Raw genomic sequence first — 25,793 nt, forward strand, 5'->3', positions numbered from 1 at the left:
GCCGGCGCGAGGCTCGCCCGACCGCGTTAGGCGTCCGCCGCCGAGCTGGCGGCCGGCGAGGCATCGGCCCCGGCGTAGCGGTCGCGGTACTGCTCGCGCAGCACCACCTTCTGCACCTTCCCCGTCCCCGTCTTGGGCAGCGAGTCGACAAAGGCGATCTCGTCCGGCACCCACCACGACGCGAAGCGCTCGGCGAGCCACGCCTTGAGCGCCTGCTGCTCCACCGCCATTCCGGGCTTGCGGACCACGAGCGCAAAGGGGCGCTCCGACCAGCGCGGATGCGGGAGCCCGACCACCGCGGCCTCGAACACCTCGGCGTGCCCCATCAACGCCCCCTCGAGCGCCACCGAACTCACCCACTCGCCTCCCGACTTGATCACGTCCTTCGAACGATCGGTGATCGTTATGCAGCCGTCGGGCGAGAGCGTGACGATGTCGCCGGTGCGGAACCAGCCGTCGTCGGTGAACTGCGTGATGGGATCTTCGGGCTTGTAGTAGGCGCGGGCCACCCAGGGGCCGCGCACCTCGAGCTCGCCCATGGTCCTCCCGTCCCAGGGAATGAGCCCGTCCTCGCTCCGCGCGCGAATCTCGAAGCCCGGAACGGGAAAGCCGGCTTTCGCCAGTTGGCGAAAGCGCTCGTGCTCGGGGATGCCCTCTTGCCTGCTGTATACCTTGGAGATCGAGCCGATGGGGGCGGTCTCGGTCATTCCCCACCCCTGCTGTACAAAGATGCCGTGCCGCTGCCGGAAGCCGCGGATCATCGCCTCGGGGGGCGCCGCGCCCCCCACCAGCGTCATGCGCAGCGATGACAGGTCGTACTTTCCCGCGTGCGCATCCAGCAGCTGCAAGATCCCCAGCCAGATCGTGGGGACGCCGGCGCTCATCGTCACGCGCTCCGACGCCATCAGCTCAACCAGCGACTGCGGATCGAGATGCGGCCCCGGATGCACCTGCGCAGCACCCATGAAGGCGCAGGTGTACGGGAAGCCCCACGCGTTCACGTGGAACATCGGGACCACCGGCATCATGATGTCGCGCTCCGTGATCGCCGCACCGTCGGAGGCCATCGACATGAAGGAGTGCAGCACGATCGAGCGGTGCGAGTACAGCACCCCCTTGGGGCGCCCCGTCGTTCCCGACGTGTAGCACATGGCGCAGGCAAGTCGCTCATCCATGTCGTCGAACGGGAACGGTTCGCTGGAGGCCGCGGCAATGAACGCCTCGTAGTCGTGCGCGCCGGCCGCGACGTCGCCTCCATCGGACATCACGATCACGTGCTTCACCTTCACCTGCGGCGCCACCTTCTCCCATAGCGGCCACAACACCTGGTCGACGAGGACGACCTGATCCTCGGCGTGGTTCACGATGTAGGCGAGGTCGCTGGGATGCAGCCGCAGGTTGAGCGTGTGCATCACGAACCCCGCGGATGGAATCGCGAAGTACGCCTCGAGGTGCCGTTGGTGATTCCACGCCAGCGTTGCCACCCGGTCACCGGGGGCAAGGCCGAGCCCCTGCAGCGCGCGCGCGAGACGACCGGCGCGCGCGATCACCTCGCCATAGGTCGCACGCGTGATGCGCTTGTCGGGGCGACGCGAGATGACCGTCTTGTCGGGGAAGAGATCGCGGGCGCGTCGAATCATCATCGGGATCGACAGCGGCACTTCCTGCATCATGCCGAGCATGCGTAGCACTCCGGGCAGGCGATGGAGACGGGCGAGGGGGGATGCGCCGGCGAGCCATGGGACTCACGGGGCGCCAGAAAGTGCCACCCCCCACCACCTTGCACAACCCACCACTGCGGGCGCGTGTTCCTCTGCGCACGACAGGGCGCCACCGCGCACGACAGGGCGCCACCGCGCGACCGCCCATCACTCCGCGCGCTGGCTCGTGGCCACGCGCGGCGCTAACCTGTACGCTGATGCCTTCCCTCACCACCCCCCGCATGTCGCACGCTGCGCTTCTGCATCGCTCGCTCCCGCCTGGCGGTGGGCGCACGCCTTCGCTGCTGCGAACCGTGCACGTCGTGATAGCCACGTCGCTTGCGTGGCTCGCGACGCCCGCCGGCGCGCAAGGCGATCCCGACATCTTCCTCGCGTCGTTAGGGGGTGGACGCGCTCGCGTCACCGTCGGCACACCCCGCAACGTCACGGCGCGTCCCGGCTACGACAATCAGCCCAGCTTCTCGCGCGATGGCAGCGCGCTCTTCTACACGTCCACCCGCGACGACGCCCAAGCGGACATCTACCGCATCACCCTCGCCACCGGCGCCATCACGCGCGTGACGCACACCGCGCCGGAGAGCGAGTACTCCGCCGCCGAAGTGCCTGGCGGCGGCGCCATCTCCGTGATCCGCGTCGAGCGCGACTCGGCGCAGCGGCTCTGGCGCGTGCCACTCAGCCGCGACGGTGGCCGGGAGAGCCCCTACCTCCCCGCGCTCAAGCCCGTCGGCTACCACGCGTGGGCCGACGACACGCACCTCGTGATGTTCGTTCTCGGCACCCCGTCCAACCTGGTGGTGGGCGATCTCCAGACCGGTCGCGCCGACACCGTCATGGTGAACGTGGGGCGATCGCTCCATCGCATTCCCGGGACCAACCACGTCTCGTACGTGAGCAAGGCGTACGAGGAAAACTGGTACGTCATGGATCTGGACGTTGCGACGCGCGCGTCGCGCCCCATCGCCCGGCTCCCCAAGGGGACGGAAGACTACGCATGGCTTCCGGACGGGCGGCTCGTCGCCGGGAGCGGGAGCAAGCTCTTCGTCGCCGATCCCCGGGGGACGGTGGCGTGGGAGGAGGTGGCCGATCTCGCCGGGGCAGGACTCTCGTCGATCAGCCGCCTCGCCGTGTCGCCGGCCGGCGACCGGATCGCGATCGTGGCGATTCCCGTCGCGAAGTAGCGGCTACTCCCAGTTCGCCAACTTGCGAAAGCAGGACTTGGGAATGACCTGCACGCCGCGCGCCTGGAGCGCGTCGTAGCGGGCGAGCTTCTCCGGATAGCGCGCAATGGCGCAGCGCTCGTAGCCGAGCGATTGGAAGAAGCCGTCGGCCAGCGTGACCGCGAAGAACTCGTCGATCGCGCGCCGGCGCGCCATTGCCTCGACGCCGCGCACCGCCATGCTCCCCAGCCCTTGTCCCTGCGCATCGGGAGCGACGACCACCGAGCTCACCTCCCCTAACGACGGGGAGTATTCGAGCAACGCCGCGCAGGCGCGCACGCGACCGTGGCGGTCGGTAACGACTACATAGTCGTCGACCGCGGCGGCGATCTCCTCGGCGCTGCGCGGAAGGAGGAGCCCCGATTCGGCGTGATGCGCCACGAGCTCGTGGATCTCGGCGGCGTCCGAGAGCACGGCTCCGCGCACCACGTGCGTCGCGCTGAGATGCGGGCGCGACGGTCGGGTGGTGGGAGCCGCGGACGGTAAGCGGCGGCGAGACGCGATCTTATGCATGGTGAATGCATAAATACCCATGCCCCGCCGCGCAAGTTCCGCCAATGAGCCGTCATCGGGCCGGGACTTCGAGTATCAGCTTCCCCGTCGTGTCGTTGGACTCCAGCCGCCGGTGCGCATCGGCCACCAGCGCGAACGAATAGACCGTGTCGATGACCGGGCGCAGCTCGCCGCGCTCGACGCGCGGGATGATCTCGCTGGTGAAGACGTCGGCTACCGCGATGCGTTCGGCGAGCGACCGCGAGCGCATCGTCGTTCCTTGCAGCCGAAGGCGCTTGAAGAGCACCTGGCGACCGTCGAAGCGCGCGTCCGCCCCGCCCATCGCCCCCACCAGGATCACCCTCCCCTTGAAGGCCGCGGCGTCGACGCTGGGTGCGACGTAGCCGCCCCCCACGAGGTCCAGCACCACGTCGGCGCCGTTCCCGCCACTCCACGCCCGCACCGCATCGACCAGTGGTGCGGGGGAGTCGGGAAGGGCGATGCCGTCCTCCATGCCTAACGAGCTGGCGATGGCGAGCTTGTCCGCGCTTCGCGTGGTGCCGAACGCGCGCGCGCCCCACGCCTTCGCTACCTGCACGGCGGCCAGTCCCACGCCGCTGGCCACGGCGTGCACGAGGACGAAGTCGCCGGCGCGCATGGCGCCCTGCGTGACCATGGCATCGTATGCGGTGAGGAACGCCTCGGGGATGGCCGCCGCCTCGTGCCACGGAAGTGCATCGGGGATTCGCGCGATGGTGCGTTCGTGCACCACGACGTACTCGGCGTGTGCGCCGCCACCGACGAGTCCGAAGACGCGGTCGCCGCTGCGCCAGCGCGAGACGTCGCTCCCCGTGGCGGCGATCTCCCCGGCGAACTCGAGCCCGGGAATGTCCGCCGGAACTCCGGAGGGAGCGGCATATCGACCGACGCGCTGCGCGAGGTCGGCACGGTTGAGCGCGGATGCATGCACGCGCACGAGGACGTCGTGCGCCGCGGGCGTCGGCGTGGGGACCTCGCGAAGCTCGAGCACGTCGGAAGGGCCGGGGCGCGTGATGACGGCTGCCAGCATGGGGGCGGGGCGGAGGTGCGCGTGCACTATGCGCGGCGACCGGGCGGCACTCGCCGAGTCGTCGCGCCGCGGAACGGCTGCATCAACCTAGGCCACGCGTGGCAATCGGTCGACCGTTGGTTGCGGGAGAGGGGCGCGGCGTCGTGCCTTGGGTTTCGCGGAACGCCCGAGGCGAAACCCGGCGGGGCGTGCCGCCGTACGAATGAGCACACCGGCTCCATCGTCACACGAGGAATCGCCCATGTTCGGACTGCTCGGACTTGCCGCCAGCATCGCGGCCGCCCTGATCGGGTACACCCAGGCGCGCGCCTTCGTGCGCGACCGCCTGCGCTACGTCGATGCCGCACAATCCGGTTTCGCGCCGATCCTCGCCGGGTTGGGCGCCTGCATGATCGCCAGTCCCATCGTCGCGCTGCTTCCCATCGTTGGGGCGGGAACGGCGCTCGGCTTCGGCATCAGCGTCGGGCTGGGCGTGGCGAACGGCCAGCGGGACATCCGGCGCGCGCTGCCGCCGGGCATCTGACTCGCGTCCCCACGCGGCGCAGGCGACTCGCCCTCGCGCCGTTCCAGCGGCCGGCTGCCTAACGGTGGCCGGCCGCTGGCGTTCCGGCGGGCGGCGTGGGGGTGCGCGCACTGAGGTAGTGCCGCGCGCGATCGAGCGCATCGTCCAGCGTCATGTAGATCGACTCGTCGCCCAGCTCCTCGCGCAGCACCGAACGCTCCAGCGTGGCCAGCGGCTGCGTGTGGATCTCGGCAATCAGGACCAGCGTGCGATCCTGACGGCTGCGATGCACCACGTCGCGCAACGCGCGCAGCCCGGTGGCATCGAGGAGCGAGACGTTGCGCATGCGGATGATCAACACCTTCGGCTTCCGCCCCACCTGGTTGATCGTGTCCTTGAACGTCTCCGCCGCGCCGAAGAAGAAGGCGCCGTTGATCTCGTAGATATCGACGCCCGGCGGGATGTCGTAGGTGCTGACGGAATTGGGATCGAGCTCCTCGTCGAGCGCGGCCTCGCGCCGCAACTCGCGCGTGACCGCGTTCACGTTCGTCACCTCTGCCATGCGGTGCATGAAGAGGAACGACGCCAGCACCATCCCCACCTCGATGGCGACCGTCAGGTCGACGACGACGGTGAGGACGAACGACGTCACGAGCACCGCCACGTCGGCCTTGGGGCCGCGCAGCTCGTCGAGGAAGGTGCGCCACTCGCTCATGTGGTACGCCACCACCACGAGGATTGCCGCCAGCGTCGCCATCGGGATGAGCGCCGCCAGCTTCCCGAAGAAGAGCGTGATGAGGAGGAGGACGACGGCGTGCGTGATGCCGGCGACCGGTGTGCGAGCGCCGCTCTTGACGTTGGTCGCCGTGCGCGCGATGGCTCCCGTGGCCGGTATCCCGCCAAAGATGGGTGAGGCGATGTTGGCCACGCCCTGCGCCACCAGCTCCATGTTGGAGCGATGCCGCGACCCGATCATCCCGTCAGCGACAACGGCCGACAGCAGCGACTCGATGGCGCCGAGGAGGGCGATGGTGAAGGCCGGCGACACCAGGCGTTGCACGTCGGCAAACGAGAGGTGCGGCACCACGGGGCGGGGGAGCGACGCCTGCAGCTCGCCAAAGCGCGACCCCACCGTCTCCACCGGCAGGTGCAAGAAGTGCACGGCGGCCGTCGTCACGATCAGCGCCACGAACGGCGACGGGATCCTGGGAAAGAACCTGGGCCAGACCACGACGATCAGCAGCGCGATCGATGCCACCGCCACCGCCGCGGGTGTGATGGTCGCGAAGTTCTCCGCGTACGCCTGGAGCTTCGCCACGAAGTCGGCCGGGACGTTCCCCATCCTGAGGCCGAGGAAGTCCTTCACCTGACCGGTGAAGATGATGACGGCAATCCCGCTGGTGAAACCGGTGATGAGCGGTTGGGGAATGAACTTGATGATCGTCCCGAGCCGCGCGAATCCCATGGCCAACAGCATCACGCCGGCCATCACCGTGGCGACGGTGAGCCCTTCCAGTCCGTATTTCTGGACTATGCCATAGACAATGACGACGAATGCCCCGGTGGGGCCGCCGATCTGGACGCGAGATCCGCCAAGCGCCGAGATGATGAAGCCGGCGACGATCGCGGTGTAGAGCCCGCGTTCCGGGGTGACGCCGCTGGCGATGGCGAAGGCGATGGCCAGCGGAAGGGCGACGATTCCGACAATCGTCCCGGCCGTGAGGTCGGCGGCGAACTGGCGGCGATCGTAATCCTTGAGCGTGGTGACGAGCTTGGGGACGAACACTGACATGTTGGAGCGAGCGAGGAGCGTCTCTCACGACGGGCCGTGTGGATGATGCATCGGCGCACCGCCAGTTGTCACCCCATCTTCGGTCGTCCGCGAACGCCGCACATGCGTCTGACACGCGCTTCGCCCTCCGGCGCTCGCGGCGCCACGGCGCTCCCGTAGATTCAGCGCACCCTGTCCCTCCCTTCATCCCCATCGCGGCATGCATCCGAGACTCGCCGAACTGATCGAATACGCCGACAGCACGCGCGACGCCCTGTTGGCACAAGTGGCCGCCTTTCCCGCCGAGCGTGCTCACGAGGCGGGGGCCAACGGAGGGTGGAGCCTGTCGCAGCAACTGGCGCACCTGCACCTGGTGGAGCAGTCGTCGGTGCGTGCGATGTTCCGCGCCCTCAAGGACGCCAGGAAGGCTGGCCTGGGCGCCGAGACGGAGACCTCCTCGTTGCGCGGCATCCTCGACGCGACGGGGCTCGCCAGCGGCACGCGGCGGCTGGAGGCCCCGGACTTCGTCACTCCCACCGACACCCCCGGTATCGAGACGGCGCTGGCCCGGCTGCGCGAGTCGCGGGAAGGGTTGCATGCGTGGGCCCGCGAGGGCGACGGCTACGCGCTCGCGACGGTGACCTTTCCGCATCCCCGCCTTGGAGTGCTCAACCTGTATGAGTGGGTCGAGATGATCTCCGGGCACGAGCGGCGACACATGCTCCAGATCGAACGGCTGCGCGCGGGCGGTGCGTGAGCACGATCTGGGCTACGTGCGCACCGGCGTGCACGGTGTGCACGGCGCGCACGGCGGCAGGGCGCGTAGTTGCGGCTGGCGGCGTCACGCCAGCGGGGTGCGATCCGGACCGCGCGGCAGCGTCAGGGTGAACGTCGACCCCACCCCCACCTCGCTCTCGACGGTGAGCTCTCCCCCCATGCCGCGCGCCAGTTCGCGCGAGATCGCCAGACCAAGTCCGACCCCTTCCTTCGACGTGCGCAGCGACCGGTTGGCTTGCACGAACGGTTCGAAGATGCGCTCGAATTGCTCGGCGGGGATGCCGATCCCCGTGTCGCGCACCTTGAGCTGCACGGCGCGCGGCTCGGTGACGCACCAGACGTCGATGTTGCCGCCAGCTGCCGTGAACTTGGCGGCATTCCCCAAGAGGTTGAGCAGGATCTGTTGCAGCTTCTCGCTGTCGGCGCGCACCGTGACCGTGGACTCGCATGGAGTGAGCTGGTAGACGAGCTGCCGTTCGCGCAGTTGCGGTTCGATGAGCGATTCCACGGCGCGCACCGTGGCGGCGACCGGGATGTTCGCCATGTCGTAGATGACGCGCCCCGCGTCGAGCCGCGCGAAGTTGAGCACCGAATTGATGAGTCCCAGCAGGTGGCGCTGGTTCTGGCGAATCTTCTGGAGGTCGACCACCTGCGCCTCGGTCACCGGCCCGCGCAGCCCCAGTTCGATCAGCTCCGCATAGCCGGCAATCGCGTTGAGCGGCGTGCGCAGCTCGTGCGACATCATGGCGAGGAAGTCGCTCTTGGCGCGGCTGGCGCGTTCGGATTCATTGCGCGCCGAGACGGCCTCGTCGCGCGCACGATGCTCGGCGGCGAGGAGGATGGCGTTGTCGAGTGTCATCGCCGCACGCCGCCCCAGTTCCTCGGCGAGGGCAAGGTCACCCTGGTCGAAGCGCCGGCGCATCCCGCGCGTCCCCATCCCCATGGCGCCCAGCACGCGTCCGCGGGTGGCGATGGGGACCATGAGGAGCGACGTGGTTGCGGTGTCGCGCGCCAGCTGCATTACGGATTGTTCGCCCGACAGCATCGACGCCACGCTCGCCTCGTTGACGCTGGGGACGAGGATCGAGCGCGCATCGCGCAGCGCATGCCAGACGGGGTGCGTGGGCGTGCCGTCCACCGGGTGCGCGCGGTCGAAGGCCTGCAGCATCTCGAACATCGTGGCGTCGGTCGACTCCATGGCCACCACGCCGATGCTCCCCGACTCGCGCACCACGAAGATCACGCAGACGTCGGCCATCTCCGGGACCACGCGCTGAGCGAGCAGCGTGAAGGTGCGGCCGATGTCGAGCGACGAGGCGAAGGCGGCCGACGCCTCGGCCAGGACGCGGGTGGCGATCTCGGCCCGTTTGCGAGCGGTGATGTCGACGAAGGCCCCGACACTCCCCCGCACGTGTCCTTCGTCGCCCAGGATGGGGGCGGCGCTGGCGAGGAGTGTGACGCGCGTCTGGTCCTCGAACACGATGTCGTGTTCGTTGTAGGGGATGGCCTGCCCGGTGCGCGCCGCCAGCTGCATCGGCAACTCGTCATCGCGCAGCTCGACGCCATCGCGGAAGACGCGGAAGGGGAGGGTGTCGGCGTCGGGGCCGGACTTGGAGGCGTTGACCCCCTGCGGGATGCGCAGCAGCGCGGCCATGGCGGGGTTGGTCGTGATGTCCACCCCGCGCGGGTCGTTGGCGATCCCGATGCCGACCGGGATGACCTTGAGCATCGCCTCCATCTCGTCGACGCGCCGCTTGAGGGCGGCGGTGAGGCGCGTGACCTCCTCCTCGGCGCGGCGTTGCTCGGTGATGTCGACCACGTGCACGCCGACGCCGTCGCCCAGGGGGAAGGCGTTGCCCTGGTAGTGCGAATCGGCGTAGGTCCCGCGCGCAATGAAGGCAACCGTGGCGCGCGACTCGCGGGCGCGCACCATCGCCGCGTGCATCGGCCCGCCCCGCAGGCGCGGGAATACGTCCCAGATCACCTGCCCCAGCAGCTCCTCCGGGACGAAGCCGTTGTCCCTGACGAAGCTCCGCATGGCGCGATTCATCTGCACATAACGCCACTCGCCATCGCAGACGAAGTACTGGTCGCTCATCCGGTCGAGCGAGGCGAGGTGCCGTTCGATGGCGGCATCGGACGCACGCCGCGCCTCGCGCTCGCGGTCGAAGAGCTGCGAGCGCTCCAGCGCCAGCGCGCACTGGTGGGCGAGTGCTTCCAGGAACTCGCGCTCGTCAGGCGCAAAGTCGCGCACGTCGGCGAATGTCAGCAGGAGGACGCCGACGAAGCGATCGGAGGTGGCGAGCGGCAGCACCGCGCGCGCCCCAGCGGGGCGCGACATCGCGGCGACCGTCGGTGCCAGTTGCTCGAGATCGCCCTGGGAGGTGATGTAGTACGGCGCGCGATCGTGGACCAGGCGAATCACGGCGTCGATGCTGGCCACGGGAACGCGCGCGAAACGCTCCAGCAGCTTCTCGTCGTAACCGACGGCTGCAACGACGCTGAGCGAGTCGCCATCGGCAGAGATCTCGGCGATCCCGCCGGCCGATGCGCCCAGCGCATCGAGCGTGGTGCGCATGATGGCCGCGAGCACCTGGTCGCGCTCGAGGGTCGACGCCAGCGCCGAGGCCACGCGTTGTAACGTGATGGCGAAACGCGCCGCGCGCGCGAGCTCCGCCACGCTGTGCGGGCGATTCTCGAGGGTGGCAAACGGGCGATCGTCAGACGGCAGATTCGACTCGAACACGGCAGTGAGCGTGAGGTCGACAGGAGGTCCACACCCAAGGTGGCGCATCCAGGCGGCGCCAACAACTCGGGGAACTCCTAGCGCTCCCATCGATACTGACGCGCGTCGGCGCGCACCGTCAGGCTGCGCGAGCGCCGACGTGCCTTGCGTCTGCCGACTTGCGCGTCACGACGTTCGAGGCGCGCCTACCGAGTCGCGCATTCCCGCGTGCGCGACTCGTCAGGCAGCGTCGGGGGGAGTGGATGCGGAGGTGGGTGGGACGGGGCCGGTCGCATCACCACCGCGTGACCACATCCAGCGCAGCACCCAATAGACGAGGATGAGCGGGATGGAAATCTTGAGCGCCGCCACGCCGATCGAGACGATCCACAGCGTGAGCGTCACGAGCACGCCACCCACGAGCGTCACGAGCAGGAACGGGAGCCCGATCAACGCGAGGACGAACAGCAGCGGAATCGCCAGCAGCGCGAGCATCAACAGGAAGGGGAGTCCCAGCGCCTTGAGCAGGACCGCCAGGGGGAGGAGCCATCCCAGGCTCCCGAAGGCCTTGAGGACGAGCTTCAGGATGGCCCACTTGGCGAGCAACGACTTGAGCAGGACCCACATGGGACATTTCCCCGGCGCGAAGGACTGACGCCCCTACGGCGCGCTGTCGGGGGAGTTTCGGCCGGCGCCGGCGGCGGGGGCGACGCTAAGAATCCGATCAGATGGCCCCGCCCTCAGGGGTCCCTCGATCGACCGAGCGCATCGTGCCGTCCCGAAGGCTACCTTGAAAGCCGACTTTCGCCTCACCCCATGGCCGACACGACTTCTGCCGCTCGCTCCACGGCGCCCGCCCGGCGTGCGCCTCCCTCGCCAAGCAAGCCGAAAGTGAACACCGCCCGCGCGTGGGCCGAAACGCGCGCGCTCATGTGGACGCACCGGCGTTCGCTGGCCATCGGCTTCATGCTGATGATCGTCAACCGGCTGTCAGGGTTGGTGCTGCCGGCGAGTTCGAAGTACCTGATCGACAACGTCCTGTCGCAGAATCGGATCGACCTCCTCCTCCCGTTGGCGCTGGCGAGCGGCGGGGCGACGATCGTGCAGGCCATCACGTCGTTCGCCCTCTCGCAGGTGGTGAGCATCGCCGCGCAGCGCGCCATCACCGACATGCGGGTCGACGTGCAGCGCCACATCCTCCGCCTCCCGGTCTCGTACTTCGATTCGACCAAGACGGGCGTCCTGATCTCGCGCATCATGACCGATGCCGAAGGGATCCGGAACCTCGTGGGGACGGGCATCGTGCAGCTGGTGGGGGGGCTGCTGACGGCGGTGTTGGCGCTGGGGGTCCTGTTCTACACGAGCTGGAAGCTCACCTCGATCACGCTGGTGGTGCTGGCGGCCTTTGGCGTGATGATGGCGATCGCCTTCAAGCGACTGCGTCCCATCTTTCGCGAACGCAGCGTGATCAACGCCGAGGTCACCGGTCGCCTGACGGAGACCGTGGGCGGGGTACGCATCGTGAAGGTGTACACGGCCGAAGATCGCGAGGAGAAGGTCTTCGCGACGGGGGCCGAGCGCCTGTTCGAGAACGTGCGCTCGACGATCACCGGGACGAGCGCGGTGGGGGCGGCGACGACGGCGATCGTCGGCGTCATCGGCGTGCTGCTGACGATCATGGGCGGGCGCGCGATCATCGGCGGCGAGATGACGTTAGGCGATTTTGTCCGCTACATCTTCTTCATCGGGCTGGTGGCGGCGCCGCTCGTGTCGATCGCATCGATCGGGACGCAGATCTCGGAGGCGTTCGCGGGGCTCGACCGCATACGCGAGATCCGCGACATGGCGACCGAGGACGCGCTCGATGCCACCAAGACGCCGGTCCCCGACGTCAACGGCGCGATCGAGTTCGAGCACGTCGACTTCGAGTACGTGGACGGGGTGCCGGTGCTGCGCGACATCTCCTTTACCGCGCCGGCCGGCTCCACGACGGCACTGGTGGGATCGAGCGGGGCGGGGAAGAGCACGCTCATCGGCCTCGTGATGGCGTTCAACCGCGCCAAGGCGGGGCGGATCATCGTCGACGGGAACGACCTGGACACGCTCAAGCTGCACGAGTACCGGCGGCACCTGGGCGTGGTGATGCAGGACAACTTCCTGTTCGACGGGACGATTCGCGACAACATCGCCTATGCGCGTCCTGATGCCACCGACGAGGAGGTGCGTCGCGTGGCGCGCATCGCGCACGTGGACGAGTTCGTGGAATCGTGGGAGCAGAAGTACGAGACGATCGTGGGGGAGCGTGGGGTGAAGCTCTCCGGCGGCCAGCGGCAGCGCGTGGCGATAGCGCGCGCAATCCTCGCCGATCCGCGCATTCTCATCCTCGACGAGGCCACGTCGTCGCTCGATAGCGAGAGCGAGGCGATGATTCGTGACGGGCTGCAGCGTCTGCGGAGTGGCCGCACGACGTTCGTCATCGCGCACCGCCTGTCAACGATCGAGAGCGCCGACCAGATCCTCGTGATCGAGGACGGGCGCATCATCGAGCGCGGGACGCATGCCGAACTGATGGCGATGGCGGGGCGCTACAAGGAGCTGCACGACCGGCAGTACGGGATCGAGGTCGATCGCTTCATCAATCCCGGCGAGGACTTCACGCCGGAACCCGACGCGGCGGGCGACGCGCCGTCGTCCGCGTCGCGCGGCGGGCGCTAGGCTCGCGAAAGGCGAGCTCTACAGGTAAGTTGTTGTGGCCGGCTCGCTTGGCGTCGATGGGGTCAGAGTCACCGAACCAAATTCTCGGTGACTCTGACCCCAATTTGGCTGACCCCAATTTGGGCGAGTGGGTCGCGGTCGTGGACCATGCGCACCAGGGCGTCGACGGTGCGGTGCGACTCCATGGGGTGGCGCAGCGCAACGTCGGTGTTGACCTCGTAGTGGTTGCGACGGCCGTCGCGCGACTTGGAGAGGGCGCCGGCGTTTTCCAGCTCCGATATGATCTTCTGCACCGCCCGCTCGGTGATCCCGACCTGCACGGCGATCTCGCGGAGCCGCACATCATGGTCGCGGGCGATCGCCAGCAGCACATGTGCGTGGTTCGTGAGAAAGGTCCACTGCGACGACGCGGCGCGGGGGAGCGTGCGGACTTGGGGGGGAGTCGACGTCATCGGAGGCGGCGAGATGGGCGTGCCGACCTGCAGCGGATGCGACGCCAGGGGGTCTGTCGCGCCGCACGCTCTTGGTCGTAAGGGCGCGCCTATATAGCAGGGTTGATTACCCTCCGCCATGGGACCGCGAGTTCGGTCCTAACGGTCCAAACCGCGGCCGATCGGCTGTGGGGGGCGCCCCGCCACCCGCCCCGCCACCCACCCCGCAACGCCGGATGACCCACCGCACGGCGCGGTAGCCGCTCACGATCCCAACCGTATCTTCTCCCCGCCCAAACGCCACCCGCTCCCCACCCCCCCACCCCCCCGCCACCCCACGTGCCCGAAACGCCCCATCCCCCGCCGCCCCGCCCGTCCTCCGCCGACACGCAGTCGTCACTCACCTCCGGTCGGGCGGCCGGGTACTCCGCCGCGCGCCGCAGCGCGCTGGTAGGCGCGGCGTTCCTCATGGCGACCTCGGCGATCGGGCCGGGCTTCCTCACGCAGACGGCGGTCTTCACCGCGAAGCTGGGGGCGTCGTTCGGCTTCGTGATCCTGATGAGCGTCTTGCTCGACCTCGGCGCGCAACTCACGACCTGGCGCGTGATCGCCGCCGCCAACCGCCGAGCGCAGGATGTCGCCAACGCCGTGATGCCGGGGCTGGGAACGCTCCTCGTCATTCTCGTCGCCACGGGAGGGCTCGCCTTCAACATCGGCAACGTTGCAGGAGCTGGTTTGGGGCTCAACGTGCTGCTCGGCATCCCGACCGCCACCGGCGCGCTGGTGAGTGGCGCGATTGCCGTCGCCCTTTTCCTCGCCAAGGAGGCGGGGCGGGCGATGGACCGCTTTGCCCAGTGGCTGGGCTTCGTGATGGTCGCGCTCACGATCTACGTCGCCATCGCCTCGGCACCGCCCGTGGGCGAGGCGATCGCGCGCACCGTTGCGCCCACGCAGCTCGACGTCTTCGCCATCGTCACGCTCGTGGGCGGGACGGTGGGCGGCTACATCACCTTTGCCGGGGCGCATCGCCTGCTCGACGCGGGGATCGGCGGTCCAGCGGCCATTGGCGAGGTCACGCGATCGGCGGCGCAGGCCATCGGGATCGCCTCGCTCATGCGCACGCTCCTCTTCCTTGCCGCGTTAGGCGTGGTGAGCGCGGGCGGCGTGCTCGATCCCGCCAACCCGCCGGCGTCGGTGTTCAAGCTGGCCACCGGGACGCTGGGCTACCGCCTGTTCGGGATCGTGATGTGGTCGGCGGCGATCACCTCGGTCGTGGGGGCGGCGTATACGTCCGTCTCCTTCCTGCGCTCGGTGAATCGCGTGGTCGATCGCCGTCCCGAGGTCGTCATCATCGCCTTCATTGCCGTCTCCACCGTGGCATTCCTCCTCATCGGGCAACCGGTGAGGACACTGGTGCTGGTGGGGTCGCTCAATGGCCTCATCCTCCCCCTCTCGGTGGGGGCGATGCTCCTGGCGGCGCGCCGGCGCGACATCGTTGGCGAGTACCAGCACCCGGCGATGCTGACGCTGGCGGGATGGGTGGTGGCGCTGGCGATGGCGGCGATGGGCGCCTACACGCTGGTGCGCGAGCTGCCCAGGCTCTTTGCGACGCCGTAGCGGACGGTAACGTCGCGCCGTGGCAATCGTCTTTTGGTCATCGGCTGGCATGCGGCCGATCTCCCGCCATGACGCATCCCCATTCCGGCGCCTCGCCCACCCTGGCCGACTCGCTCCCGCCCGAACTACGTGAGTTCGCGCAGGAGCTGGCGGTGGCTGTGCACAAGCGCGGCATCTACCCCGCCGGGCACCCCATGCAGTCCGGGGCGGTGGAAGGCGTTCTCGATCGCCTCACGGCCCTCCTGACGACCCGGCCGGAGCTGTCGATCGGCGTCGGGCGCTCGCACCTCCTCCTCGACGGCATCTCGACCGATCCGCACAACCCGCTGATGTGCGAACTCGCCGAGCGATTGCACGACCACCTCCTGGGAGGAGTGCGGATCATCGCTGGGGTGTCGCGCGGGGAACTGGACGACTTCGTCGAGCGCCTGGCGTCGCCCACCAGTCGCGGTGGCGAGGCGCTGGGGGCGCCGGGAATCGAGAGCGTGGAGCCGTGGAGTCACATTCACGTCATCCCCGTCGCATTCAACCAGCTGGCGCTGCTGGACGGCGCGACCGATGGGGAAGGGGGGGAGTCGTTGCCCCCCGGGTCGCGCACGGACCTGGTGTGGACGGCGCTTGCCCAGGCTGCGCTGTCGGGTGACGGCGGGGGCCGGGGGAGCGAGCTGCGATCGCCCCTCGAACTCGCACAGGCCTTCGAGGCCCGCGCCGCGGCGCCGGGGGGGCGAGACGCGCTCCTCGAGGCGCTGCGCCACGCGCTGGACGCGATCGAGCAAGGTGGCTCGGCGGCGACGGTTCTCAAGCAGCGCGTGTCGCAGCTCATCGAGCTGCTCAGCGAGCAGACGGTGGCCATGCTGCTCGACATGGGGGGCGACGCGACCAAGCGGCAGTCGCTCCTGCATCGCGCCTCGCGCGTGCTTGGCGCGCAGGCGGTGGTCGACCTGGTGCGCGTTGCCGCCAGCCAGGACGGGGCGCCGATCTCGGGCTCCATGCTGCGCCTCCTGCAGAAGCTGGCGCGGGGCGCTTCCGCGGGGAAAGGCGGTTCTCGGCAGATGGACCATGCGCTGCGGCGCGTGGTGGGGCGGCTCCTGCGCGACTGGACGCTGGACGATCCCAATCCCGAGACCTACACCTTCGTGCTCACGGATCTGTCGCAGTCCGGCTCCCAGGTGGCGCGCGACAAGCATCGCGATAGCTGCGAGCCGGAGCGCATGCTCGAGATCAGCCTCGACGCGGGAGTGATCTCGCCCAGTACCGAGGCCGCCCTGGGCCGACTGGTGATGCGCGAGGGAGTCGCCGCCACGCTCGAACGCCTGTTGCGCTACCCGCCCTCCGCCGCACGCGACGCGCTCGAAGGGCGCCTCCTGAACGAGGCGATGCTGCGCGAGCAGCTCGCCGCGGATCGCCCCGAGGTCCCGGTACTCTCCCACGCCATCGATCGTCTGGGGCTGCGCGCCATCGACCCGCTGCTGCAGGCGCTGGCGCGGCGCAGCGAGAGCGATGCGGAGTGGATCCTCGACCTGCTGTCGCGGCTTGGGCCGGAGCTGCTGACGTCGCTGGCGACGGCCTTTCCCACCCTTCCGCCGCGCGCGCTGCGCCACCTCGTGACGCTGTTCGATCGCATGGACCGCTGGCCGGACGGGGTCGATCCGGTCGCGCTTGCGCGCCACGCCGACGTGAACGTGCGCCGCGAGACGATCCGCTTCCTGCTCAAGCACGACCGGACGCGTGCGCAGGGGGCGCGACTGGGGCTCATCGATGCCGACGAACGCACGCTTCGAATGGCGGTGAGCGCGGTGATGCGGCAATGCTCCCCGGAGGCCGCGCGCATTCTGATGCGCCGTTTCGACGAGCCCGAGCTGGCGGGCGAGATGCGGGCGCGCATGGTGCGCGCCATTGCCAGCGTGCGGAGCAGCGAGACGCTGGAGTGGCTCCTGTCGCAGGTGATGACCACGCGCTGGCTCTCGGGCGGGGTGCGACTGCGCAAGTCGAGCAGCGAGGTACTGGCGATCATTGGGGCGCTGGCACAGTACCATGGCGACGATGCGCGCGCCAAGCAGGCATTGCAGCTGGCGAAACGGAGTCGCGACGATGCGGTGCGCCGCGCCGCGCTCACCCGCGCCGATTCCACGGGAATGGGGGCCACCGGATGACCGAGGCCACGCTCTACCTCACGTCGCTGGCGCAGGCGCTGGCGAAGATGTCGCTCTACGCCGAGGGGCACCCGGCGCGCGCCCGCGCCGCCGACGCGTCGTTTGCCCGGCTGCGCACGCTCCAGGACATCGATCCCGCCCCGGTCTTCTCCTTCCTGGGGCGCGAGGTGATCTACGCCCAGCGCCCGCTCCGCGACCTCGCCGACTGGGACTGGGCACAGCGCTTCTCCAGCGTCGGCGTGCAGCGCATCGAGTTCGAGACGGCGGTCGACCTCGAGATGTATCGCGTCTTCCTCGAGGAGCTTCTGGGACGCGTGGCTCTCGCGCCCGGGATGCGCGACAAACCGCTGGCTGCCCTGACGGCGCAACGTACGACGCCCATCCGCTTTGGCGCGGTCGGTGTGCTGGGCGACGGGGGCGACGAGGAGCTGGACGAGGCGATGGACGAGGCGCTGCGCCTCGATCTCTCCGAGGAAGCGGACGTCGTGAGCTGGATGCACGACGAGGTCGTGGCCCGGCGCACGTTGCCGCTGGCGGAGGCCGAGGCGGTGGTGCAGTCGCTGGCCAGCGCCATGCACGGCTCGGCGCGCGCGCTCATCCCGCTGCTCAGCCTCAAGGAGTTCGACCAGTACACCACCACGCACTCGCTCAACGTCTCGGTGCTGGCAATGGCGCTGGCCGAGCGCGTTGGGCTTTCGTCGCGCGAGGTGCGGAGCTACGGCGTCGCCGGACTTCTGCACGACCTGGGGAAGGTCAAGATTCCGCCCGAGGTGCTGCGCAAGCCCGGCGCGCTCACCGATGAGGAGTTCGCCCTCATGCGCGCCCACACCGTCGAGGGGGCGCGGCTGATCCTCGAGGCCGACCGGCATCTCGACCTGAGTGCGGTCGTCGCCTTCGAGCACCACATCATGATCGACGGCGGCGGCTATCCCACGCGTTGCACCCGACGGGACTGCCACCACGCGAGCCGCCTGGTACACGTCTGCGATGTCTTCGACGCCCTGCGCACCCACCGTCCGTATCGCGTGGCCTGGGATACCGCGTCGATCCTCGCCTACATCGAGCGGCGCGTCGGCTCCGAGTTCGATCCTACCATCGCCGATGCCTTCCTGGGGATGATCCGCGGCTCCGAGTTGCGGCTGGCGACCGCGCATTCGATCGACGAGGACGTCGCCGCCGCCATCGACTGACGCCGGTGGGGCGCGGCGCCGCGGCGGCATGCCCTACAACCCCATCTGCGCCAGGTGATAGGGGAGCATCTGGCGCCAGGCCGGCCAGTCGTGCCGCACGTCGTGGCCCCACAGGTCGAGCCAGTGCGGGATCCCCTTGGCGTGCAGCAGCTCGGAGAGGCGACGCGAGGCGTCCGGCGCCTCGTACGCCCCCTGCCCGGAGACGATCACGATTCGCGCGTCATGCCGCATCCGGTCCAGCGTCGCGCCCTCCATTCCCGGCAGGTACCACAGCGGGTTGTTGAAGTAGACGTTGTCGTCGCGATAGCCGTGCAGGTAGTTCGGGGCGAGGTCGTAGAAGCCCGACATCGCAATCGTCCCGCCAAACAGGTCGCTTCGGCGGAAGAAGGCGTTGGCGGCGTGAAAGGCGCCGAACGACGCCCCCGTGGTGAGCGCGCGCGCCCCGCCGTCGCGGCAGGCATTCCGGATGTAGGGAACGACTTCGTCCTCGATGTACGCCGAGTAGAGCGCCTGGCGCCTCGCCTTCTCGGGAATGGGCGTCTCCTTGTCCATCCAGGCGAAGGAGTTGATGCTGTCGATCGAGAAGAGCCGGATGCGCCCCGCCAGCAGCGATCGCTCGACCGCCTTCACGAGGAAGAACCGCTCGTTCTCGAGGAAGTCGGCGGCGGCGGTGGGGAAGAGGAGGATCGGCGTCCCCGCGTGTCCGTAGGAGACGATCGGCATCGACAGCCCGAGGCGCGGGGAGCGCCAGCCATCGATGACGCGCGGAAGCGATGGATCGACGTACTGGATCGACATGACGCCTTGGGACGTGGAAGGATCGGACGATCGGCTGCGCGACCGCGCCGGGACCGCGTGCACCGGCCGCGATGGGCGCGCGGCGTAAGGTACCGGCGCCTCGCGGGAGGGCAACCGACGCCGGCGCTGCAGTGAATTGAGACGATGTGCAGGAAAATGGTACGCCTCCCGGCGCGGTCATGCGCCATCGTAGCGCCATGCTCGCAGCGATTCGTTCCGCCGCCGTCCTCGGTGTCGAGGCATACGATGTCACCGTCGAAGTGGACGCGGCGCAGGGGCTCCCGCAGTGGACCATCGTCGGCCTCGCGGCCGGCGCGGCGAAGGAGGCGAAGGAGCGCGTTGCCGCGGCGCTCACCAACGCCGGCTTCCTCGTGCCGCCGCGTCGCTACACCATCAACCTTGCCCCTGGCGACCAGCGCAAGGACGGCACCGCCTTCGACCTTCCCATCGCGCTAGGCGTGCTCGTGGCGACCGGTCAGCTCGAGCCGGCGGCCGTGGCCAGCATTGTCGCTTTAGGTGAGCTGGGGCTCGATGGCGCGGTGCGCGGCGTGCGCGGCGTCGTGCCCATCGCGCTCCACCTCGCACCGGCACGCCGCGCGCCTGCCGGCGGCTCCCCCACACTCATCGTCCCTCCCGCCAACCTGGGCGAAGCGCGCGTCGTTTCCTCACTTGCCAGCCTTGCGCCGGCGTCGCTCTCGGAGCTGGTCGCCGCGCTGCGGGAGGGCGGGGAAGCGTGGCGCGCCCTTGCCGCGAGGGGTGCGGCACCTGCCGGCGAGGCGGGCGCCGTGGGCGCCGACACCCAGCTGGGCACCGACGAACGGCTCGACTTGCGCGACGTCGTGGGACAGGAGTCGGCCAAGCGTGCCCTCGAAATCGCGGCGGCGGGCGGCCATGCCCTCCTCTTCGTCGGCCCTCCCGGCGGAGGCAAGACGATGCTCGCGCGCCGCCTGGCCGGGATCCTCCCGCCGCTCAGTGAATCAGAGGCGCTGGAAGTCATGGCCGTGCAGTCGGTCGCCGGACTCCTCCACACGCGCGGCCGAGTGGTCGCCGAACGTCCGTTCCGCGCCCCCCACCACACCCTCTCCGTCGCCGCGCTCATCGGCGGCGGCTCGCTCCCTCGCCCAGGGGAAGTGAGCCTCGCCCACCACGGCGTCCTCTTCCTCGATGAACTCCAGGAGATGCCGCGCTCGGTCCTCGACGCGCTGCGACAACCCATGGAAGACGGCCGCGTGCTCATCTCGCGCGCCCAGCAGTCGCTGGTGTTCCCAGCCAAGTTCGCCCTGGTCGGCGCGATGAATCCCTGCCCCTGCGGGCACGCGATGCACCCCGCACGCTCCTCCAACGACCACACCACCGCTTCGTCGCTGCGCTGCACCTGCACCACCGCCGACGTGGCGCGACATCGATCACGCGTCTCCGGACCGCTCGCCGATCGCCTCGACATGACCGTGCATGTCCCCGCGGTCTCCATCGCCACACTCGGCGCGACGAGTGAAGGCGAGGCGTCAGCGGCGGTGCGCTCACGCGTGGTGGCCGCGCGTGCTCGACAGGTGGATCGCTACCGACGTCTCCGTCGCGTGACGTGCAACGCCCACGTAGCCGGCCGCTGGCTCGATGCCAACACCGCCATCGCCAGCGACGCGCGCGCCCTCCTCGCAACGTCGGCCGAACGGCTCTCCCTCTCCGCGCGCGGGTATCACCGCGTACTCAAGGTCGCCCGCACCATCGCCGATCTCGACGAGAGCGATCGCGTCGAGCGCGCGCATGTCGCAGAGGCGCTCTTTGTCCGCACGCACGACAACCTGCCAGCGCGTGTGGAGGTCGCGTAACTTTGCCCCATGTCCACCCCCCTCCGCGAGCACGCCAACGAAGAATCGGCGAAGGCCGCGCCCCCCGACGAGCGCGTCGCGCTGGCGCGCGAAGCGTCGCTGGCCCACTGGCTGCGAGCGCATGGCTCCGTGCTGGTCGGCTTCTCGGGTGGCGTCGATTCGGCGTATCTCGCCTCACTCGCCGTCGAGGTGCTCGGGCGAGAGAAGGTGCTGGCGGTCATCGGACGCAGCGCGTCGTACCCCGCCGAGCAGTGGGCCACGGCGCGCCGCGTCGCCGACCAGTTCGGCATCCCCGTGCTGGAGGTCGACACCGAAGAGATGAACGACCCGCGTTATGCGGCCAATCCGGTCAACCGGTGCTACTTCTGCAAAACCGAGTTGTGGGACGTGCTCGTTCCTCTCGCGCGCGAACGCGGGCTCGCCGTCGTGGTCGATGGCACCAACGCCGACGACCTCGGCGACTATCGCCCGGGGGCCACGGCCGCGCGCGAGCACGGCGTGGCATCGCCCATGGCGCAGCTCGGCCTTACGAAGACAGATATTCGCCTGCTCTCGCAGCGGCGAGGCATCCCCACGTGGTCGCAGCCGTCGTCGCCGTGCCTTTCCTCTCGGCTTCCGTACGGCACGTCGGTCACCCCGGAGCGCCTGGCGAGCATCGAGCGCGCTGAAGCGGCGTTGCGATCGCTCGGCGTTTCCGGCGACCTGCGCGTGCGCTACCACGACGACCTGGCGCGCGTCGAGCTGTCGGCCAGCGTCCTGCAGTCGTGGCTCGAAGCGTCGCCCGCCGTGCAGCTGGCGGAGGTCGTGCGTGCCGCCGGTTTCGCGCGCGTGGCGATCGACCTGCGCGGGTTCCGGTCCGGTTCGCTCAACATCCTCGGCGGCGTCGCGCCGAGCGTGGGCGAGGTGAGCGCGCCAGAGTCCGGTGCGAGGGGGAAGGGTGGGCGTTCGATGACGTCGGCCGGGAGCGGTTGGGAATCGGCGGATGGAGGAGCGCAGGCGCACTCCGCAGAGCACGCCGCGACGCGGTCGAACGTGCAGTCGAGCGGGCACGCGAGCGTGCAGGCGATTGCGCAGGCGAACGCGCAGGCGAAAGCGCAGGCCAGCGCGCAGGCGAAAGCGCAGGCCAGCGCGCGGGCGGACACGCACGCGAACGCGCCGGCCGAATCGCGACCAGCGCCGCAGGAGTCGGCCGCGCTGCGACGACTCCAGGCCTCGCTCGACGATATGCAGCTGGCGGCTCGCGCCGAGGAGCGCGGCGCCCTCGCCATCCTCGTCCCGTGCGCGACCCTCGGCCACGCGCGCACCAGCGTCGATGCTCGCGCCGTATCTCGCGCCGTATCTCGCGTCGCGACTCCCGCCGAGTCCACCGCCGCAACCTCCGCATCCCCCGCGCCGCCGCCATCACCCCCCTCCCCCCCCCCCGCTCCCCCCACCGCCCTCACCCTCGACCCCGCTGCGCGCCGAGCCGTGGTGCAGGCGGTGCTGGCCGCCGGCTTCTCACACGTCGCCGTCGAGGTTCCGCTCCCCTCCTCGCCCCGGTCGGCCAATGCGCCTCTTCGTGGCGGTCACCCTGCCTGACGACGTGCGTGAGTCGATCGCCCGCGCCACGGCTGAGCTGCGCTCCGCGGCGCCACGGGTGCGCTGGGTCCGCCCCGAGGTGTTGCATCTGACGGTGAAGTTTCTCGGCGAGCGCCCCCACGGCGACGAGCGCCGGATCGGCGACGCGCTCCGTCCATCGCTCGCCCAGGCGAGTGGCTGCGACGCCACCATCCGCGGCGCGGGGGCATTTCCAAACTTCCGGCGCCCGCGCGTCGTATGGTTGGGCATGCACCCGCTCGCGCCGCTCGCCGCCATTGCCCGACACGTCGATGACTCGCTGCTCGCGCTAGGAATCGCGCGCGAATCCCGCCCGTTTCGCGCGCACGTCACACTCGGGCGTGTGGCCCCGCATCTCGCCACGGGCGATATCGAAACACGCGCCGCCCCGCACGCCCAGCACGCCACGCACACCCCGCACGCCCCGCACGCCCCGCACGCCCCGCACACCACGCACACCCCGCACGCCCAGCACGCCCCGCACGCCCCGCACACCACGCACACCACGCACACCACGCACGCCCCCCTCGCCAACCTCGCCACACTCGCCACACTCGCCGAGTTGCAGAACGAATGGTCCTTCCCGGTGCGTGACGTCGCCCTCGTCCAGAGCACGCTCGCCCGCGGCGGTCCTTCATATCGCGTCCTCGACCGCTTCCCACTCGCGTCCCACGGAGCTTCCTGAATGTTCGGATGCCTTCGCACCGTCGGTTGCCTGACGCTCGTCGCCGTGGTCGGCGTTGGTGGCTGGATCACCCGCGACCGCTGGCTCCCCATCGTCACCGGCGAGCGCCCGGCGGCAGTCGGGGACTTCGATCGCATCTCGGACGATCGTCGCGAGCGCGCCCGCAACGTCGTCGAGTCGCTCGGCCGAAAGTCGGGCCCGGTCTTCGCCAACCTCACCGCCGCCGAGGCGGCCTCGCTGGTGCTGGTCGATGCAAGGCGTCGCCTTCCCGCCATGTCGCGCGACGTGGAGGCGAGCGTCCAGGGCGACCGTCTCGTGCTGCGCACCACGCTCGACCCGGCGGAGTTTCGCGGGATCGACGCACTGGGACCCATCGCCAGTTACCTCGAGTCGCGCCAACGCGTCTCCCTTGCCGGGACCATCGAGGTCGCCGAGCCGGGGCGCGCCCTGTTCACGGTGCGGGACGTGCGCATCAACGAGATCATCGTCCCTTCGCCGGTGTTGAGCGCCCTCGTGCGCCAGATCGACCGGCGCGATCGCGCCGACGGCACCCCGCCACGTGCCATCGCTTTCCCGCTTCCGCGCTCGGTGGGCGACGTGCGCGTGGGAAAGGGGCGTGTCACCCTCTACAAGAACGTCCCATGAGCCGCCGCATCCTCATCGTCGACGACGAGCAGGGCGTTCGCGCCGCGTTAGGCCAGCTCCTCGAATACGAGGGTTACGACGTGCGGGCGGTCTCCAACGCCGCCGACGGGATCGCCGAGTACGAGAAGTGGCGCCCGCAACTCACCTTCCTCGACGTGAAGATGGCGGGGATGGACGGGCTCGAGGCGCTGCGGCGCATTCGGCAGTTGGACCCGGCCGCCGTCGTGGTGATGATTAGCGGGCACGCGACCATCCAGACCGCGGTCGAGGCGACGCAGCTCGGTGCCTACGACATCCTGGAGAAGCCGCTCGACACCGATCGCATCCTCGTCCTCCTGCGCAACACGCTGCAGCACCTCTCGCTGCAGGAGGAGAACGCGCAACTGCGCGCCTCGATCGAGTCGCGCTACGAGATCGTCGGCAAGTCGTTCGCCATTCGCTCGCTCATGGGACAGATCGAGAAGGTCGCGCCCACTCCCGCGCGCGTCCTGATCACCGGTGAGAACGGGACGGGGAAGGAACTCGTCGCGCGCGCCATCCACCGCCTGAGCCCGCGCCTGCAGAAGCCGTTCATCGAGGTGAACTGCGCCGCCATTCCCTCGGAGCTCATCGAGAGCGAACTGTTCGGCCACATGAAGGGGTCGTTCACGGGTGCGGTGCAGGACCGCGCCGGGAAGTTCGAGCAGGCCGACAAGGGGACGCTCTTCCTCGACGAAATCGGCGACATGTCTCCCTCCGCGCAGGCCAAGGTGCTGCGTGTGTTGCAGGACGGGGAAGTCACGCGCATCGGTGGCGCCAAGCGCGTGCAGGTGGACGTGCGCGTCCTGGCCGCGACCAACAAGGACTTGCAGGAGGAGATTGCAGCTGGGCGGTTCCGCGAGGACCTCTTCTATCGCCTCAACGTAGTCCCGCTGCACGTCCCGCCGCTGCGCGAGCGGCGCGAGGACATCCCGCTCCTGGCGCAGCACTTCACCGACCTGCTCTCGCGCCGCGATGGCGCCCCGCCGCGCACGCTCGACGCACTCGCCGTCGAGGGGCTGGCGCAGATGGAGTGGCCGGGCAACGTGCGCGAGCTGCGCAACACGATCGAGCGCCTGCTCATTCTCTCGTCGGGGCCGCGCGTCACCGCCGCCGATGTCGCGCGCCTCAGCGGTGCCCGCCACGCCGACGGCGCCTCCCTTGGCTCGCTCCTCGACATCGAGACGTTCGAGGCCTTCAAGGACGCCGCGGAACGCGCCTATCTCCTCCACAAGCTGCGCGCCTTCGAGTGGAACGTCTCCGAGACCGCCCGCGCGCTGGACATGCCGCGGTCGAACTTGTACAAGAAGATCGAACGCTACGCCCTGGAGCGTGAACGATGAGCGCTCTCGTCCTCTCGTCTTCTCGTCCTCTCGACTTCTCATGAGCAACTGGGACGACCAACTCAAGAAGATCGACAAGCAGCTCGAGTCGATCTCCGACGAAGCGCTCCTCCCCTCCAAGTCCGCCGCTACGCCGCAGGCACGCGTGGAAGCGGTCGCCAAGCAGTCGGCCACCTCCACGCTGGGCGTGGCGCTGCGCCTGCTGCTGGCGGTCGCGCTGGGGGTGGGCATGGTCTTCTGGCCATACGAGGCGCGCTGCGGCGTTGGGCTGTTCGGCTACCTCGGCGCCACGGGGATCGTCGCCCTCTCGGGGGTCTGGACCTCGATCTGGACGTGGCGACACCGCAGCGCCAAGGGACACATCCTCTCGCTCCTCCTCGTGTTCTGGGGGATGGTCCTGGCCGGGGTGGAAGTCCTCCCCCGAATCGGCTACGCCAAGCCGACCCCCGACCACCCCACGGTCTGGATGTGCAACTAGCAGGGCGCGGCGGCTAGCTTT

At 69.6% G+C, this 25,793-nt stretch carries 21 protein-coding genes; 13 read left to right on the forward strand and 8 right to left on the reverse strand.

From position 1 onward, the window contains the following. Positions 1-26: 26 nt before the first annotated feature. On the reverse strand, positions 27-1,682 hold the full coding sequence (locus IT359_09440; GenBank protein ID MCC6929199.1) for a long-chain fatty acid--CoA ligase: 1,656 nt from the start codon (positions 1,680-1,682) through the stop codon (positions 27-29). 260 nt (positions 1,683-1,942) lie between these two features. On the opposite strand from IT359_09440, the gene IT359_09445 reads away from it, so the two are divergent. Next, a complete protein-coding gene (locus tag IT359_09445; protein ID MCC6929200.1) occupies positions 1,943-2,899 on the forward strand; it encodes a PD40 domain-containing protein in 957 nt (318 codons plus the stop codon). A 3-nt stretch (positions 2,900-2,902) separates the two neighbouring features. Here the strand turns inward: IT359_09445 and IT359_09450 are convergent, their stop codons facing one another. Then, positions 2,903-3,352: a GNAT family N-acetyltransferase gene (locus IT359_09450; protein MCC6929201.1), complete on the reverse strand. Its 450-nt coding sequence runs from the start codon at positions 3,350-3,352 to the stop codon at positions 2,903-2,905. A gap of 151 nt (positions 3,353-3,503) precedes the next feature. Next, positions 3,504-4,499: an NAD(P)H-quinone oxidoreductase gene (locus IT359_09455; GenBank protein MCC6929202.1), complete on the reverse strand. Its 996-nt coding sequence runs from the start codon at positions 4,497-4,499 to the stop codon at positions 3,504-3,506. Between the two features lie 241 nt (positions 4,500-4,740). Here IT359_09455 and IT359_09460 point away from each other — a divergent pair, with 241 nt between their 5' ends. Further along, entirely contained in the window at positions 4,741-5,022 is a 282-nt protein-coding gene (locus IT359_09460) for a hypothetical protein (protein MCC6929203.1), read from the forward strand. Between the two features lie 58 nt (positions 5,023-5,080). Here the strand turns inward: IT359_09460 and sulP are convergent, their stop codons facing one another. Further along, positions 5,081-6,793: a sulfate permease gene (gene sulP / locus IT359_09465; GenBank protein MCC6929204.1), complete on the reverse strand. Its 1,713-nt coding sequence runs from the start codon at positions 6,791-6,793 to the stop codon at positions 5,081-5,083. Between the two features lie 199 nt (positions 6,794-6,992). On the opposite strand from sulP, the gene IT359_09470 reads away from it, so the two are divergent. Beyond that, positions 6,993-7,529, forward strand: coding sequence for a DinB family protein (locus IT359_09470; GenBank protein MCC6929205.1), 537 nt, complete (start codon positions 6,993-6,995; stop codon positions 7,527-7,529). An 84-nt stretch (positions 7,530-7,613) separates the two neighbouring features. On the opposite strand, the gene IT359_09475 is transcribed toward IT359_09470, so the two are convergent. Then, a complete protein-coding gene (locus IT359_09475; protein ID MCC6929206.1) occupies positions 7,614-10,295 on the reverse strand; it encodes a GAF domain-containing protein in 2,682 nt (893 codons plus the stop codon). A gap of 219 nt (positions 10,296-10,514) precedes the next feature. After that, a complete protein-coding gene (locus tag IT359_09480; protein ID MCC6929207.1) occupies positions 10,515-10,901 on the reverse strand; it encodes a hypothetical protein in 387 nt (128 codons plus the stop codon). A 189-nt stretch (positions 10,902-11,090) separates the two neighbouring features. Here IT359_09480 and IT359_09485 point away from each other — a divergent pair, with 189 nt between their 5' ends. Then, complete coding sequence (locus IT359_09485; protein ID MCC6929208.1) at positions 11,091-12,989, forward strand: ABC transporter ATP-binding protein; 1,899 nt, start codon at positions 11,091-11,093, stop codon at positions 12,987-12,989. Between the two features lie 68 nt (positions 12,990-13,057). On the opposite strand, the gene IT359_09490 is transcribed toward IT359_09485, so the two are convergent. After that, positions 13,058-13,360 carry an Rrf2 family transcriptional regulator gene (locus tag IT359_09490; GenBank protein ID MCC6929209.1) on the reverse strand — a complete coding sequence of 101 codons (303 nt, stop codon included), beginning with the start codon at positions 13,358-13,360 and terminating at the stop codon, positions 13,058-13,060. A 399-nt stretch (positions 13,361-13,759) separates the two neighbouring features. Here IT359_09490 and IT359_09495 point away from each other — a divergent pair, with 399 nt between their 5' ends. The 3 genes from IT359_09495 (at position 13,760) to IT359_09505 (ending at position 18,380) form a co-directional block, all read left to right on the forward strand. Continuing rightward, positions 13,760-15,037, forward strand: coding sequence for a divalent metal cation transporter (locus IT359_09495; GenBank protein ID MCC6929210.1), 1,278 nt, complete (start codon positions 13,760-13,762; stop codon positions 15,035-15,037). A 68-nt stretch (positions 15,038-15,105) separates the two neighbouring features. Beyond that, positions 15,106-17,190 (forward strand): hypothetical protein, encoded by a 2,085-nt coding sequence (locus IT359_09500; protein ID MCC6929211.1) that lies wholly within the window; start codon positions 15,106-15,108, stop codon positions 17,188-17,190. After that, on the forward strand, positions 17,187-18,380 hold the full coding sequence (locus IT359_09505; GenBank protein MCC6929212.1) for an HD domain-containing protein: 1,194 nt from the start codon (positions 17,187-17,189) through the stop codon (positions 18,378-18,380). Before IT359_09500 ends, IT359_09505 begins: the two co-directional genes overlap by 4 nt. A 33-nt stretch (positions 18,381-18,413) precedes the next feature. On the opposite strand, the gene IT359_09510 is transcribed toward IT359_09505, so the two are convergent. Continuing rightward, positions 18,414-19,178, reverse strand: a complete 765-nt coding sequence (locus IT359_09510) for a hypothetical protein (GenBank protein ID MCC6929213.1) — start codon at positions 19,176-19,178, stop codon at positions 18,414-18,416. Between the two features lie 197 nt (positions 19,179-19,375). Here IT359_09510 and IT359_09515 point away from each other — a divergent pair, with 197 nt between their 5' ends. The 6 genes from IT359_09515 to IT359_09540 are packed head-to-tail and all read left to right on the forward strand — an operon-like array spanning position 19,376 to position 25,772. Further along, the gene (locus IT359_09515; protein ID MCC6929214.1) at positions 19,376-21,007 is read left to right on the forward strand and encodes a YifB family Mg chelatase-like AAA ATPase; all 1,632 of its coding nucleotides are present in this window, start codon (positions 19,376-19,378) and stop codon (positions 21,005-21,007) included. A gap of 9 nt (positions 21,008-21,016) precedes the next feature. Next, positions 21,017-22,585, forward strand: a complete 1,569-nt coding sequence (larE, locus tag IT359_09520; protein ID MCC6929215.1) for an ATP-dependent sacrificial sulfur transferase LarE — start codon at positions 21,017-21,019, stop codon at positions 22,583-22,585. Continuing rightward, entirely contained in the window at positions 22,554-23,288 is a 735-nt protein-coding gene (gene thpR / locus IT359_09525; protein MCC6929216.1) for an RNA 2',3'-cyclic phosphodiesterase, read from the forward strand. The genes larE and thpR overlap by 32 nt, the downstream gene beginning before the upstream one ends. Beyond that, positions 23,289-23,933: a hypothetical protein gene (locus IT359_09530; GenBank protein ID MCC6929217.1), complete on the forward strand. Its 645-nt coding sequence runs from the start codon at positions 23,289-23,291 to the stop codon at positions 23,931-23,933. Then, positions 23,930-25,294: a sigma-54-dependent Fis family transcriptional regulator gene (locus IT359_09535; GenBank protein MCC6929218.1), complete on the forward strand. Its 1,365-nt coding sequence runs from the start codon at positions 23,930-23,932 to the stop codon at positions 25,292-25,294. Before IT359_09530 ends, IT359_09535 begins: the two co-directional genes overlap by 4 nt. A gap of 40 nt (positions 25,295-25,334) precedes the next feature. Then, positions 25,335-25,772: a hypothetical protein gene (locus tag IT359_09540; GenBank protein ID MCC6929219.1), complete on the forward strand. Its 438-nt coding sequence runs from the start codon at positions 25,335-25,337 to the stop codon at positions 25,770-25,772. Positions 25,773-25,793 lie beyond the last annotated feature (21 nt).

The sequence above is a fragment of the Gemmatimonadaceae bacterium genome, assembly GCA_020852815.1.
Lineage (GTDB): Bacteria > Gemmatimonadota > Gemmatimonadetes > Gemmatimonadales > Gemmatimonadaceae > SCN-70-22.

What these genes read in the sequence shown, in the direction of transcription:
- IT359_09455 (MCC6929202.1), bottom strand. Translation starts at nt 4,499, where the DNA reads ATGCTGGCAGCCGTCATCACGCGCCCCGGCCCTTCCGACGTGCTCGAG.
- thpR (MCC6929216.1), top strand. Translation starts at nt 22,554, where the DNA reads ATGCGCCTCTTCGTGGCGGTCACCCTGCCTGACGACGTGCGTGAGTCG.
- IT359_09505 (MCC6929212.1), top strand. Translation starts at nt 17,187, where the DNA reads ATGACCGAGGCCACGCTCTACCTCACGTCGCTGGCGCAGGCGCTGGCG.
- IT359_09445 (MCC6929200.1), top strand. Translation starts at nt 1,943, where the DNA reads ATGTCGCACGCTGCGCTTCTGCATCGCTCGCTCCCGCCTGGCGGTGGG.
- IT359_09530 (MCC6929217.1), top strand. Translation starts at nt 23,289, where the DNA reads ATGTTCGGATGCCTTCGCACCGTCGGTTGCCTGACGCTCGTCGCCGTG.
- IT359_09540 (MCC6929219.1), top strand. Translation starts at nt 25,335, where the DNA reads ATGAGCAACTGGGACGACCAACTCAAGAAGATCGACAAGCAGCTCGAG.
- IT359_09440 (MCC6929199.1), bottom strand. Translation starts at nt 1,682, where the DNA reads ATGCTCGGCATGATGCAGGAAGTGCCGCTGTCGATCCCGATGATGATT.
- sulP (MCC6929204.1), bottom strand. Translation starts at nt 6,793, where the DNA reads ATGTCAGTGTTCGTCCCCAAGCTCGTCACCACGCTCAAGGATTACGAT.
- IT359_09510 (MCC6929213.1), bottom strand. Translation starts at nt 19,178, where the DNA reads ATGTCGATCCAGTACGTCGATCCATCGCTTCCGCGCGTCATCGATGGC.
- larE (MCC6929215.1), top strand. Translation starts at nt 21,017, where the DNA reads ATGTCCACCCCCCTCCGCGAGCACGCCAACGAAGAATCGGCGAAGGCC.
- IT359_09515 (MCC6929214.1), top strand. Translation starts at nt 19,376, where the DNA reads ATGCTCGCAGCGATTCGTTCCGCCGCCGTCCTCGGTGTCGAGGCATAC.
- IT359_09500 (MCC6929211.1), top strand. Translation starts at nt 15,106, where the DNA reads ATGACGCATCCCCATTCCGGCGCCTCGCCCACCCTGGCCGACTCGCTC.
- IT359_09485 (MCC6929208.1), top strand. Translation starts at nt 11,091, where the DNA reads ATGGCCGACACGACTTCTGCCGCTCGCTCCACGGCGCCCGCCCGGCGT.
- IT359_09470 (MCC6929205.1), top strand. Translation starts at nt 6,993, where the DNA reads ATGCATCCGAGACTCGCCGAACTGATCGAATACGCCGACAGCACGCGC.
- IT359_09480 (MCC6929207.1), bottom strand. Translation starts at nt 10,901, where the DNA reads ATGTGGGTCCTGCTCAAGTCGTTGCTCGCCAAGTGGGCCATCCTGAAG.
- IT359_09535 (MCC6929218.1), top strand. Translation starts at nt 23,930, where the DNA reads ATGAGCCGCCGCATCCTCATCGTCGACGACGAGCAGGGCGTTCGCGCC.
- IT359_09460 (MCC6929203.1), top strand. Translation starts at nt 4,741, where the DNA reads ATGTTCGGACTGCTCGGACTTGCCGCCAGCATCGCGGCCGCCCTGATC.